At 72.6% G+C, this 12,747-nt stretch carries 12 protein-coding genes; 3 read left to right on the plus strand and 9 right to left on the minus strand.

Annotated elements, in window-relative coordinates; genetic code table 11:
• Positions 1-40: 40 nt before the first annotated feature.
• Together ACFC0D_RS36325 and fdxA are read right to left on the minus strand one after the other, a co-directional pair.
• The gene (locus ACFC0D_RS36325; protein ID WP_376445765.1) at positions 41-1,138 is read right to left on the minus strand and encodes a bifunctional succinyldiaminopimelate transaminase/glutamate-prephenate aminotransferase; all 1,098 of its coding nucleotides are present in this window, start codon (positions 1,136-1,138) and stop codon (positions 41-43) included.
• 96 nt (positions 1,139-1,234) lie between these two features.
• Complete coding sequence (gene fdxA / locus ACFC0D_RS36330) at positions 1,235-1,555, minus strand: ferredoxin (RefSeq protein ID WP_003985062.1); 321 nt, start codon at positions 1,553-1,555, stop codon at positions 1,235-1,237.
• Between the two features lie 112 nt (positions 1,556-1,667).
• Here fdxA and ACFC0D_RS36335 point away from each other — a divergent pair, with 112 nt between their 5' ends.
• Together ACFC0D_RS36335 and ACFC0D_RS36340 are read left to right on the plus strand one after the other, a co-directional pair.
• Positions 1,668-2,669 carry a GNAT family N-acetyltransferase gene (locus ACFC0D_RS36335; protein WP_376445768.1) on the plus strand — a complete coding sequence of 334 codons (1,002 nt, stop codon included), beginning with the start codon at positions 1,668-1,670 and terminating at the stop codon, positions 2,667-2,669.
• On the plus strand, positions 2,666-3,502 hold the full coding sequence (locus tag ACFC0D_RS36340; RefSeq protein ID WP_376445770.1) for a tetratricopeptide repeat protein: 837 nt from the start codon (positions 2,666-2,668) through the stop codon (positions 3,500-3,502). Before ACFC0D_RS36335 ends, ACFC0D_RS36340 begins: the two co-directional genes overlap by 4 nt.
• Positions 3,503-3,555: 53 nt before the next feature.
• Here ACFC0D_RS36340 and ACFC0D_RS36345 read toward each other — a convergent pair whose 3' ends face one another.
• The 6 genes from ACFC0D_RS36345 to ACFC0D_RS36370 form a co-directional block, all read right to left on the minus strand.
• Positions 3,556-4,467 carry a MerR family transcriptional regulator gene (locus tag ACFC0D_RS36345; RefSeq protein ID WP_376445773.1) on the minus strand — a complete coding sequence of 304 codons (912 nt, stop codon included), beginning with the start codon at positions 4,465-4,467 and terminating at the stop codon, positions 3,556-3,558.
• Positions 4,468-4,584: 117 nt separating this feature from the next.
• Complete coding sequence (locus ACFC0D_RS36350) at positions 4,585-5,199, minus strand: hypothetical protein (RefSeq protein WP_376445776.1); 615 nt, start codon at positions 5,197-5,199, stop codon at positions 4,585-4,587.
• Positions 5,200-5,444: 245 nt separating this feature from the next.
• Positions 5,445-7,622, minus strand: coding sequence for a hypothetical protein (locus ACFC0D_RS36355; protein WP_376445779.1), 2,178 nt, complete (start codon positions 7,620-7,622; stop codon positions 5,445-5,447).
• Positions 7,623-7,795: 173 nt separating this feature from the next.
• Positions 7,796-8,143, minus strand: a complete 348-nt coding sequence (locus ACFC0D_RS36360; RefSeq protein ID WP_376445793.1) for a DUF6113 family protein — start codon at positions 8,141-8,143, stop codon at positions 7,796-7,798.
• Positions 8,137-9,030 carry an N-acetyl-1-D-myo-inositol-2-amino-2-deoxy-alpha-D-glucopyranoside deacetylase gene (gene mshB / locus ACFC0D_RS36365; RefSeq protein ID WP_376445782.1) on the minus strand — a complete coding sequence of 298 codons (894 nt, stop codon included), beginning with the start codon at positions 9,028-9,030 and terminating at the stop codon, positions 8,137-8,139. Before mshB ends, ACFC0D_RS36360 begins: the two co-directional genes overlap by 7 nt.
• A gap of 56 nt (positions 9,031-9,086) precedes the next feature.
• The gene (locus ACFC0D_RS36370) at positions 9,087-9,281 is read right to left on the minus strand and encodes a hypothetical protein (protein ID WP_137993529.1); all 195 of its coding nucleotides are present in this window, start codon (positions 9,279-9,281) and stop codon (positions 9,087-9,089) included.
• Positions 9,282-9,447: 166 nt separating this feature from the next.
• Here ACFC0D_RS36370 and ACFC0D_RS36375 point away from each other — a divergent pair, with 166 nt between their 5' ends.
• Positions 9,448-11,625, plus strand: coding sequence for a prolyl oligopeptidase family serine peptidase (locus ACFC0D_RS36375; RefSeq protein ID WP_376445787.1), 2,178 nt, complete (start codon positions 9,448-9,450; stop codon positions 11,623-11,625).
• A gap of 26 nt (positions 11,626-11,651) precedes the next feature.
• Here the strand turns inward: ACFC0D_RS36375 and ACFC0D_RS36380 are convergent, their stop codons facing one another.
• Positions 11,652-12,584, minus strand: a complete 933-nt coding sequence (locus ACFC0D_RS36380) for a hypothetical protein (RefSeq protein ID WP_376445790.1) — start codon at positions 12,582-12,584, stop codon at positions 11,652-11,654.
• Between the last annotated feature and the right edge of the window lie 163 nt (positions 12,585-12,747).

The raw sequence follows: 12,747 nt of genomic DNA on the forward strand, positions 1-12,747 counted from the left end.
GAGCATCACGCTCCCCGGGCCCTCTCCCCTGTGCGCAGGATCAGCCCAGGCGCTTGACCGCCGCCTCGACGCGCTCGTCGGTCGCGGTGAAGGCCACACGGACGAACCGCTCCCCCGCCACCCCGTAGAAGTCGCCTGGCGCGACCAGGATGCCCTTCTCGGCGAGGTACGCGACCGTCTCCCAGCACGGCTCGTCGCGGGTCGCCCACAGGTAGAGGCTCGCCTCGCTGTGCTCGATCCGGAAGCCGTGCGCCTCCAGGGCCGTACGCAGGGCCGTGCGCCGGGCCGCGTACCGCTCCCGCTGCTCGGCCACGTGCGTGTCGTCGCCCAGGGCGGCGACCGTCGCCGCCTGCACCGGGGCGGCGGTCATCATGCCGCCGTGCTTGCGGATCTGGAGCAGCTCGCCGAGGACGGCCGCGTCGCCCGCGATGAACGCGGCGCGGTAGCCGGCCAGGTTGGAGCGCTTGGAGAGCGAGTGGACGGCGACGATCCCCTCGTACGTACCGCCGCAGACGTCCGGGTGCAGGACCGAGACCGGGTCGGCCTCCCAGCCGAGCTCCAGGTAGCACTCGTCGGAGAAGACGAGGATGCTGTGCTCGCGCGCCCAGGCCACGATCCGGGTCAGCTCGGCCTTGCCGAGGACCTTGCCGGTGGGGTTCGAGGGTGAGTTGAGCCAGAGCAGCTTGACCGCCGCCGGGTCGAGATCGGCGACCGGGTCGTCGTAGACGACGGGCTCGGCGCCGCAGAGACGCGCGCCGACCTCGTACGTCGGGTACGCGAGCCGCGGGTAGGCGACCTGGTCCCCGGCGCCGAGCCCCAGCTGCGTCGGCAGCCAGGCCACCAGCTCCTTGGAGCCGACGACCGGCAGCACGTTCGTGTGCGCGAAGCCGACCGCGCCCAGGCGCCGCTCGCACCAGCCCGTCAGCGCGTCCCGCAGCTCGGTAGTGCCCCACACCGTGGGATAGCCCGGCGAGTCGGCCGCCGCGACCAGGGCCCGCTGGACCAGCTCCGGCACCGGGTCGACGGGCGTGCCCACGGACAGGTCCACGATGCCGTCCGGGTGGGCGGCCGCCGTCTTCTTGTACGGCTCCAGCTTGTCCCAGGGGAAGACGGGCAGGCGCGAAGAGACTGCGCTCACGAGTTGGCTCACTTCCTCGTACGTACGGGGTGACGCGTCGGGAAACGCGTCGGTCCCGTACAGCGGGCGAGGCCGTACGGGACCGAGGGCGGGTGATCAGCCGTTCTGCGGCGGCAGAGCGGCGATGAAGGGGTGGTCGCGCTCGATCAGGCCGAGCTTGGAGGCACCACCGGGAGAACCGAGCTCGTCAAAGAACTCGACGTTCGCCTTGTAGTAGTCCTTCCACTCCTCCGGGGTGTCGTCCTCGTAGAAGATGGCCTCGACCGGGCACACCGGCTCACAAGCACCACAGTCGACGCATTCGTCCGGGTGGATGTACAAGGACCGGGAGCCCTCGTAGATGCAGTCGACGGGGCACTCCTCGATGCAAGCCTTGTCCTTGACGTCGACACAAGGCTGCGCGATGACGTAGGTCACGCTGTCGTTCCTCCTCGGTAGGGCTGGTCTGCGCGGGAGCGCGGCGTCGTCGATGCCCGCCCCTAGTATCTCCGTTCTTGGGGACGATCCGAACAGGAGGGGCGGAGAAGCTGTGGAATTCACCGCTGGAGGGCGCCTTGAGGTGCGTATTACCCGCGCTGACGTGGGAAAACGTGTCTCAGTTCGGTACGTGACGGAGTCCGGTGCCCCGGGTGAGCGCTTCACCGACGCGGTCGGCGTTCTCACATCATGGGACGCGGGTGTGCTGCTGATCACACGCAGGACCGGTGAGACTGTCCGGATCGCGGAATCCACGCTGGTCGCGGGCAAGGTGGTCCCCGCCGCCCCGGCCCGCCGACGCGGCCCCGCGACCTCCTTCGAGGAGCTGGCGCGGGTGCTGGCGCGGGCGTGGGAACCGGTGGAGAGCGAGCCGCTCGGGGAGTGGACCCTGCGGGCCGCCGCCGGATTCACGCGACGGGCCAATTCGGCCCTGCCGCTCGGCGATCCGGGGCTGCCCCTCGACGAGGCGCTGGAGCGGGTACGCGACTGGTACGCGCAGCGCGACCTCCCGGCGTACATCCAGACGGCGACCGGCGCCGAGGGCACGCAGGAGCTGCTCTGCGCGGAGCTGGAACGGCGCGGCTGGCACGCGGAGGTCTCGGCGGAGGTACGGACCGGAGGGCTGGCACCGATCGCGGACCTGGACGCGGACGTGTCCTCCGTACTGCTCTCCCGGTCCCTCGACGCCTCCTGGCTCGGGCGCTACAACCGGTCCGGCGAGCCCGGCCCGCACGTGCTGAAGGTGCTGACCGGCGGCCCGAGTGTGTGGTTCGCGTCCGTACCGGGCACGGAAGACATACCGGCCGCGATCGGACGCTGCGTGGTGGACGGTCGCTGGGCCGGGTTCATGGCGGTGGAGGTCGACCCCGCGTACCGGCGTCAGGGCCTGGCCACAGCCGTCATGACGGCGCTCGCCCGGCAGGCCCTCGACGAGGGTGCGTCGGCGGCCTGGCTCCAGGTGGAGAAGGAGAACGACGGGGCGCGGGTGCTGTACGAGGGGATGGGCTTCGCGGTCCATCACCACTACCACCACTACCGAGCGGCGGAGGCGTGAGCGAGGTGACCGACGTGACCGGCCGGCGGCGGGAGTTCGCGCAGGAGGCCCGTGCACGGCGCCCTGATCTCGCACGGCTCTGTCTGCTGATCGGCGCGGAGGCGGACCCGGCGGTCACGGAGGCCGACCTCGACGCGGCGGAGATCGAGCTGGACCGGCTGGCCGGTGAGCTGCCGTACGGCATCCGCGACCCCGAGGAGTGGGTGGCGGCGCTCGCCCGGCTGCTCGGCGGCCGGTACGGCTTCCAGGGCGTCCCGGCCGACTACCAGCGCCTGGAGTCCTCCCTGCTCCACGAGGTCCTCGCGCGGAGGCGGGGCCTGCCGATCCTGCTGTCGGTGGTCTGGATGGAGGTCGCGCGCAGGGCGGGTGCGCCGGTGTACGGGCTCGGCCTGCCGGGCCACTTCGTCGTCGGCTTCGGCGACCCGTCGGCCCAGGTCCTCGCGGACCCCTTCGCGGGCGGCCGGGCGATGACGGGCATCGACGCGGAACTCCTGGTGGCGGGCGCGACGGGCGAACCCCTGGAACCGTCGATGCTGCGCCCCGCGGACCCGCTGGAGATCGTTCTCCGCATCCTCAACAACATCCGCGCCTGGGCCACACCCCGACCGGAACGCTCGGCCGTCGCACTGTGGGCGGTGGAACTCTCCCTGCTCCTCCCCTCCCATCCGGCCCGCCTCCGCTACGAACACGCGGAGCTGCTGGTCCAGCGCGGCGAGTTCCTCGCGGGCGCGGCGGAGATGGAGGCGTACGCCTCGGTCGTGGACGCGGTGGAACCGAGCGCGGCCGCGTCGATCCGGAATAGGGCACAGGCGGCGCGGGCGCTGCTGAACTAGGGCACAGGCGGCGCGGGCGCTGCTGAACTAGGGCACGAGGTCGTACCCGGCGTTCACACCTCGTCCGCGTCCTTTGGACCGCGCCGTGCCGACAGCGCTCGCAGGAACCAGTCGAGGGCGGGGGCGGGAGGCTCCGGGGGCGGCCAGCCGTTGATCACGGAGAGAAGGTGGAGATAGCGGGCCCGACGCGGGTCCGCCACCGCCTCCAGATACGAGCTGAGGTCGTCGGGGCAGGCGGGGTGGGCGGTGACCTGCTCGACGATCCCTTGTGCCTCGGGTGAGGACGGGTCGAGGGAGAGGGCTGCCGTCTCGCGGACGACGGCCACGATGTCGGGGCGAGGCGGCGTGCCGTCACCGTCCCGGGTGGCGGCGAACCGCTCGACAGTCCGCCGGGCACCGGCCACGAACTCCGGGTCCTGCGTCAGCTCGGCGAGCTCCACCCAGGCCACGACCTGGGCGTCGTCGGGGTCGTCGGTCAGGTGCGGTGTCATCGAGCGGACGATCCCCGTGAACGCGGGATCCTCGGCGAGGCCGCCGTAGGCGGCGTCGAGGAAGGCGCCGATCAGACGGCCGCGTTCGTCGGCGGAGAGCTGTGCCAGCTTGTGCATGAGATCCAGTTCCTCCGGGGTGGACCCGCGCCTGGCCACGGCCGTCAGCACCGCGCGCCGCAGCCGCAGGGTGCGGATCTGCAGGTCCAGCGCGTCGGCATGCGCGGCGGCGACCTCGGCGAGGGACGCCTCCCGTTCCACGACCTTCCGCACGGTGGGAAGGGCGAGCCCGAGGTCGCGCAGGGTACGGACGAGTTCGATACGGGCGACGGCGTCGACGCCGAAGCGGCGGTGACCGGCGGGGCTGCGGTCGACGGGCGGAACGATCCCCTCGTCGGCATAGAACCGAACGGTCTTGACCGTGGTCCGGGTCAGCCGCGCGAGTTCCCCGACCGAGTAGAACGTCTCCCCATCCATGGACCCCACTCTGGTGCCTCCCCTTGGGGGAGGGGCAAGGCGGAGGTCCCAAGAGTCCGGGGGGCCTACGACTCCTCGGTGCTGCGGCCGCCGATCGACACGTGCTCCGTGCTCGTGTCAGACGCTCGGGACGCCTCCCGCGTCGGGGCAGCCCATGGCGAGCGCGAGGCGGTGCGAGAGGTCCTGGAGGACGCGGATGTTCGCCTCCCCGGGGTTCTTCTCGCGCGGGCGGGATCCGTAGACCAGCTCCGCGTGGACGATGGGTGTGCCGACGCCCTTCACCTCGCAGGCGAACCACAGGTCGGCGTCCGCGTCGCCGCCTTCCGCCAGCAGCCCGACGGGAAGGCGCGCCGCCGCGACCACCTCGGGCTGCGGCGCGGGTACCCGGTCGACCTCCTCGAACAGCACCGACATCCTCGACGGGCTCTCCTCGGGGTCCTCCACATCCGGCTCGATCACGCAGTCGGTCCGCGCCCCGCCGCCGTCGACCTCGGGGTCGTGCAGCAGCTCCTTCAGCGAGTCGGCGACCCCGTACGCGCGGTACTCGAACCGCTTCGTCTCGGAGATCTGTTCCAACGCCCTCGCCGCCTTCGGCGACAGGCCCCCGCACACCTCGCTCGCCGGCACGGTCAGCGTCGCGGACTGCCCCGGGTCGCTACTGCCACAGGCCACGACCGACATCGCCAGCCCCAGGCCACCCACGGCCCGCCACGCCCCACCCACCACGCTCACCCCTCAAATGACACGAGTTCCCACATTCACCCCAGCAAGCCTCATCACCTCGGGGCCCTCGGATCGTAGTGACGCAGGCCGCATACAAGGCCGTCCCACCTGAGGAATTCGCATTCCGCTCGCATCTTCACAAGCTGCGCACGACAGGTTCACGATCGCAACCACCCGATACAGCGGAAGGGCCCCACCCGGTGTGCCGGGTGGGGCCCTTCCGCTGGTGACCGACTCGCGAGCCGTACGGGGCGTCAGCCCTCGCCGTCGAGGTCGATGACCTTCGTCCGCTCGGCCGCGGTCTTGCCCATCAGGGCGTCGCGCATCACGAAGGCGACGTCGTCGGCGGAGACCTGGTGCTTCTTGCCGTCGGCCTTGGTGATCATGATGCCGTCGAAGACACCGTCGAGGAGCTTGTCGATCGCCTTCTTGTCGTAGACCTCCACCAGGCGGCCGTTGACGGGCTTCATGGAGAGGATCTGCGGCAGCGACCGCGCCGGGCCGAACTTGATCTCCTTCTGCCCGGCCTTGATCACGATCACGTCGGACATCGCGGGCTCGGCGAACTCCTTCATCGCCCGGTCCAGCTCGGTCTGGGTGATGGCGGGCTGGCGCGTGACGACAGGCAGCTCGACCGGCTTCGACCGGCCCGTCTCGACCTGAGCGCGGAAGGCGTCCCTGACGAAGATCATCGAACGGGCCACGTCCAGGCCCTTGCCCGGCTTGCCCGGCACGGCGGTGACCTTGCTCGGGGAGAACTTGATCGTGCCCTCGGTGGCCGAGCCGGACGCGCCGGAGACGTCGGTGAGGGCGACGGCCAGTTTCTCCTCGTCGACCGGGAGCTTCGGCTCGGCGACGCGCTCGCCGCCGAAGAGGGTGCTGATCACGGAGACGGGGTTGTAGTCGCTGCCCGCTGCCGCGCGGACGGTCTCCTGGCTGTCGAGGGAGAGACCGGCCTTGTCCGGGGAGAGCGCGACCGTCTTCCCGCCGACGTTGAGCTGGAGGGGGGCGTGGGCCCGCTTGCCGAGGGCGGTCTCCAGCTTGTTGACCGCCTCCTCCTTCGTACCGCCGCCGATGTCGACGCCGAGGACGGTGGTGCCCTTGGGGACGTCGGAGTGGTTGAGGAGCAGGCCGGCGCCGTAGGCGACGCCGACGAGGCCGAACACGCCGACGCCGACGAGGACGAGCTTGGAGCGGCCCTTCTTCGCGGGGGCGGAGGAGGACGCGGAGGGCGCCGCGGGCCGGGGTGCGGCAGGCGCCGGGGCGCCTCCGACGACCTCGGGGGCCGAGAAGCCGTGCTCCGGGGCGCGGGGCGTCCGGTCGGGGCCCGAGGGCACGACGGGGATGCCGCTGGTGAGCGTGTCCCCGGAGACGTGGCCGCCGGGGCCCGGGCCGGGCGGGGTGATCGGACCGGGGCTCTGCGGGGTCAGGACGGCGGTGTCGTCCGACATGCGCGGCGGTCCCCCGAAGGGGCCGCCGGCGAGGGACCCGCCACCGACCGGACCGCCCGCGAGAGGTCCTCCACCCATCGGTCCGCCGCCTGCCGGACCGCCGCCCACCGTGCTGTTGCCGGTCACGGGGCCGGTGGTCGGGCCGGTGGGTGCCTGCGGGGCGCCCGGGGAGTACGGGCCGCCGTCGGGACCGTACGTGGCCTCGTCCTGCGGGGGCGTCGTGAGGAACATCGGCGTACCGGCCGCGGGCGTCGCCGAGATCGAGGCACCGCCTATGGTCGGGATGCCGCCGGTCGCGGGTCCCGCGAAGCCGGAGCCGCGGGCAGGGCCGCCACCGGCCGGGGGCCGCGGGCCGGGAGGAGGCGTACGTCCGGGCGCGCCGGAACCCCCACGAGGACCGGCGCCGGGGCCGCCACGAGGGCCGGCGCCAGGACCGGCACCCCTGCCCGAGGGCGCACCGGGCGCCGAAGGCCCGGAGGGGGCGGACGGCGCAGGGGGCGCGGCCGGGGCCGAGGCCGCCGGCGCGGCGGGGGCGGCACCCTTGCGCGGAGCGAACCAGTCGCTGGTCGGCTTCTCCTCCGCCTTGGGAGGCTCCACCGGAGCCGGCGGCTCCGGCGCGGGCGCAGGTGCCGGTGCGGGGGCCGGGGCGGCCTCGGCGGCCGGAGCGCTCTCGCGCTTCGGCGCAGGCACGTCAGCCTCCGCGACCGGCTTGCGGACCACCACGGGCGGGATCGGCCGCGAACCCGGAATGTTGATCCGGATCCGGGTGGTCAGCGTGGTCTCGGTCTTCGGCTCCTCCGGCTGCGGCGGAGCGGGCACGGCGGAGGCGCCGGCCGGGTCGTCGGCCCCGTCCTGCGTGGGGTGGAGCGACGGATACTGGCGGGATCCGTACGGCGGTGTACCCGAGGGGTACGCGGCTCCACCGCGCCCCTGGGCGCCGGAGGACGAACTGTCAGTCTCTCGACCAGTTTCACGACTCAAAGCAGGTTCTCCCGGTTGGCTCCACCGCCCGCTCTTGCTGGTGCTCGTGTACCCGGGCGGCTCGGCGGCGCGCACCACCATACTGGCCGTCGCCGACAGGCACCCGACGGCCGGGGATCGAGCACGGGGCATTCCGGCCGAAGTCCGGGCGCCCTTCGCTCAAGTCGGCCTGTTCATGGGGCCGGTCGCGGCAGCCGCGCCATGGTGGCACACATCACAGCGATGGCCATGCCTCCAAGAAGGTAGATCATCTCGGCGACCCCGCCCGCGAAGACCCCGTCGCCTTCCGGCCGTCCGAGACTGAGCAGCACGATCGTCACCAGCCAGCCGACTCCCGGGAGGACGATGCCCAGCTGGGTGTCGGTGGCGCGCAGCCCGCCGTAGAACACGCCTGCGGTGGCGAGCAGCGCGAGAATCAATCCTCCCGGGAACCAGGCGGTTTGGGCGAGCGAGCCGGCAGCGCCGACCAGTGCGCCGAGGACGAGGAGGAATACGTACCAGACGACCCGGACGTTCACGATCCCTCCACACCTGCGAAAAGGTCGGTCTCGCGCACGCCGGCCGGTGCGCCCGGAGTGCCGCTGACCAACTGGTAGTACTCCGTGGTGAAGATCGGCTGTCCCAGATCGTTCGAGAGTGCGAAGAACGGTCCGTCGACGGCGATTTGGGTGACATGCGCCCGCATCGCGGCGGTCTTGCGGTCCAGGTACCCCGCTGCCCCGTCGATCTCGGCGGTGATCAGGGAGTCGTCGACGACTCCGGGGACGTCGTCGATCTCGGCGATGCCGGGGAAGCCGGCGCCCTCGGCACGCAGCCGGGCGAAGGCGGTCTCGGCGACCGGGCGCGGGACCCGGTTCCAGTAGATCTTCGCGATCGCGTGCGCCGGGCCGAGGCCGGGGCGGTACGAGGCGTCCGCGGCCAGCTCGGCGGCGCGCATGGCGACGCGGTGGGCCTGGATGTGGTCGGGGTGGCCGTAGCCGCCGTCGGGGTCGTACGTGACCAGGACCTGCGGCCGGGTCTCGCGGATGATCTCGACGAGGTACGGGGCGGCGGTGTCGACGTCCGTGTTCCAGAAGGCGTTCTCGCGCCGGTTCTGCTCGACGCCCATCATTCCGGAGTCGCGGAAGCGGCCGGGGCCGCCGAGGAAGCGGTGGTCGGTGACGCCCAGCTCCTTCATCGCGGCGGCGAGTTCGCCGACGCGGTGGGCCCCGAGCCGGTCCTCCCGGTCGGGTGCCAGATGGGCGAGCTCGGGCGGGATGACCTCGCCCTCCTCGCCGAGCGTGCAGGTCACGAGGGTGACCAGCGCGCCCTCGGCCGCGTACCTGGCCATGGTGGCGCCGTTGTTGATCGACTCGTCGTCGGGGTGCGCGTGCACCAGGAGCAGACGACGGGCTGGGAGAACCGTCATGGCCCCACCCTACGAGGCAGGGCCCGGATCGAGACGGCGGGCCGCGAAACCGCAGCTCAGAACTTGAGGCCGCCGATCATGCCCGCCACGTTCGTGGTGAGCGTGCTGATGGACGGGGCGATGGACGAGCTCGCCAGGTAGAACCCCAGGAGCGCGCAGACCGCCGCATGTCCAGCCTTCAGCCCGGATTTCCGGATCAGCAGGAAGACGACGATCGCCAGCAGCACCACCGCCGAAATCGAGAGTGCCACGGCGGTTCACCTCCACACTTCTTCGGTCGGATATTCGGACGGTCAGGTCGGCGAGCATGTGCCAGCTGTCACCTACCCACCCAGCGCTACGGATCATAACTATGTGTGGCACCGCATTGATGGTGTACGGGGGCACAGGGGGGCGCACAGCGCTAGGTTCGGTCGCATGACCTCCAGGCAACAGCGGTCGTTCCCGCTCTCGTTCCCTCGTCAGTACGCCCGGACTCAGCGCTTCACCCTGGGCGCTCCGCGTGCGTTCTCGGTGTCCCCGGACGGTGAGCGGGTGGTGTTCGTGCGCTCCTCGTCGGGTACGGACCGCTCGCACAGCCTGTGGGTGCTCGACCTCGGCGGACGGGCGGACGGGGCGCGGGAGCGGGTCGCGGCGGAGCCGGAGGCGCTGCTCGAGGGCGCGGCCGAGGAGTTGTCGACGGAGGAGCGCGACCGGCGGGAGCGGAGCCGCGAGGGTTCGGGCGGGATCGTGTCCTACGCGGTGGACGGGGCCGTGGAGTTGGCCGCTTTCGCCCTGTCGGGGCGGCTGTTCGCGGCGGAGCTGAGGGCGGGGACGGCGCGCGAACTGCCGGTGCCGGGACCGGTGATCGATCCGCGGCCGTCGCCGGACGGGCGGCACATCGCCTATGTGACGCGGGGCGCGCTGCGGGTGGTGGGCGCGGACGGGGAGGGTGACCGGGCGCTGGCGGAGCCGGAGGACACGCATACGACGTACGGTCTGGCGGAGTTCGTGGCGGCCGAGGAGATGGGGCGCTCGCGGGGCTTCTGGTGGTCGCCGGAGGCGGACCGGCTGCTGGTGGCGCGGGCGGACGACCGGCCGGTGCGGCGGTGGTGGATCGCGGATCCGGCGCATCCGGACCGGGAGCCGCGGGTGGTGCCGTATCCGGCGGCGGGGACGCCGAACGCGGAGGTGCGGCTGTATGTGGTGGATCTGGCCGGGGAGCGCACGGAGGTCGACTGGGACCGGGACCGGTATCCGTATCTGGCCCGGGTCCACTGGTCCTCGGACGGCCCTCCGCTGATCCTCGTACAGGCCCGTGACCAGCGCACTCAGCTTCATCTGGCGGTGGACGCGGAGACCGGGGCCACGCGGACGGTGCATGCGGACGAGGACCCGGTGTGGCTGGAGCTGCTGCCGGGGGTGCCGGCCTGGGCTCCGGACGGGCGGCTGGTGCGGATCGCCGACGAGGGCGGGGCGCGGGTGCTCGCGGTCGGGGACCGGGCGCTGACGAGTGCGCAGCTCCATCTGCGGGCCGTCCTCGACATCGGCGAGAACGACGTCCTGGTGTCGGCGTCGGCGGGCGAGGCGGCGGCGGAGCCGGAGACCGGCGAGATCCATGTCTACCGGGTCAATGAGCTGGGTGTGGAGCGGGTCTCGGAGGAGGCCGGGATTCACTCGGCGGTGCGGGGCGGGGCGGTGACGGTGCTGTCCTCGGCCCGGCCGGACGCGCCGGGGAGCGTGGCGCGGGTGCTGCGGGACGGCGAGCAGGTGGCGGTGATCGGCTCGCACGCCGAGACGCCGGTGCTGTCGGCGCGGGTGCGCCTGGTGGAAGGGGGCGCACGGCGGATTCCGTGCGCCGTCCTGCTCCCCTCGGGGTACCGGGAAGGTGACGGACTACTCCCCGTACTCATGGATCCGTACGGGGGTCCGCACGGGCAGCGGGTGCTCGCCGCGCACAATCCGCATCTGACGTCCCAGTGGTTCGCCGACCAGGGCTTCGCCGTGATCGTGGCGGACGGGCGGGGCGCTCCGGGCCGGTCTCCCGCCTGGGAGAAGGCGATCGCGAATGATCTGACGCCCACCCTCGACGACCAGGTCGAGGCGTTGCAGGCGCTGGCGAAGGACTTCCCGCTGGATCTGGGGCGGGTGGGGATCCGGGGCTGGTCGTACGGCGGTTATCTCGCGGCGCTCGGGGTGCTGCGGCGGCCGGACGTCTTCCACGCGGGCATCGCGGGGGCGCCGCTGTCGGACATGCGGCTGTACGACACCCACTACACCGAGCGGTATCTGGGGATGCCGCAGGACAGCCCGGAGGTCTACGCGGCGAACTCGCTGGTCACGGACGACGGTCTGTCGGCGCCGGAGAACCCGGCGCGGCCATTGATGATCATCCATGGTCTGGCCGACGACAATGTGGTGGTGGCCCATACGCTGCGGCTGTCCTCGGCGCTCCTCGCGGCGGGGCGACCCCATGAGGTCCTGCCGCTGACGGGTGTCACACACATGACCCCGCAGGAGCAGGTCGCGGAGAACCTGCTCCTGCTCCAGGTGGACTTCCTCAGGCGCTCGCTGGACCTGTCGGCGGATCAGGGCGCGTCGGGCCCGAACACCTGACGGCCGCTGTCGGAGGCGCCCGGCCGTCACCAGCCGGGCGGCCGCTGCGCGGGTGGGGCCGGCGGAAGGGCGGCGACGGGGCGGTACGGGACGCGGCGCGGCTGTCCCGGGCGCGCGAGCAGCACGAGCACGGCCGCCCCCACGAGGAGCGCGAACACCGAGGTGAGGGCGGCGAGCCGGGTGTCGGACTCCAGGTCGGCGAAGTGGGAGAACCACTGGGCGCGCAGGGCCGTCGCCACCCCGCCGACCCCGTAGCCGGCGAGGAGCAGTCCGGTGAGCAGGCAGACCGGCCGAGCGTGCGTCGCACGGCCGAAGGCGCTGCCGGCGGCGGTGAGCAGCAGCAGGGTGAGGACGGCGTTCAGCCAGCCGGGCGGGACGGCGAGGGCCGGCAGCAGCAGCGAGCGGCCGCCGGTGAACCGGTCGACGGTGAACTCCACCGGAAGGACGCGCGCCCAGTACACCTCCCAGGCGGCCCAGACCAGCGCGGCCACCGCGCACAGCGTCCCGGCGGCGACGGCGGGCCCGGTACGCGGCGGGGTGGGCCCGTCGGCGTTGCCCGCGCCGTCGTCACGCCGGCCCGCTGCGGCGGTGACGACGAGCCCGGTGGCGAGGGCGAGGGTGATCAGGGTCGTGACGAGCGCGTCGACACCGGTGGCCCAGAGGCCGGGCAGCCGTAACGCCAGGGTGACGGCCCCGGTGACGGCGAGCGCGGGCGCGGCCGAGGAGGACCGCAGCGCGGCGAAAGCGGTGGCGGCGCAGGCGATGAGCAGGAGGGGGTCGACCAGCGAGGTGGCGGCCCGGCGCCGCAGCAGGAAGGCGTGCTCCCCCGCCCAGTACCAGGCGAGTTCGGCCGGTGAGCCGAAGGCCGCGAGGTCTCGCAGGAGCCAGACGGCGATGACGAGTGCGAGCGCGCCACAGAGCGCGGCGCCGGTGAGCCGTGCCGGTCGAGTCACTGTCACGGAGCCGATACTCACCGCTACCAAGCACCGAAACAAGCGGTTCCGCATATCCGAGCGGCAAGGTGTCAGGTCGGGCGAGCGAGCCCCGAAAAGGAGGGCGGCGGGCCCCCGCGGGGCAAAGGGGCGACCCCGCCCGCCAACACCCACCCCCCCCCCCAACGAG

This window comes from Streptomyces sp. NPDC056222 (genome assembly GCF_042264065.1).
Classification (GTDB): domain Bacteria; phylum Actinomycetota; class Actinomycetes; order Streptomycetales; family Streptomycetaceae; genus Streptomyces.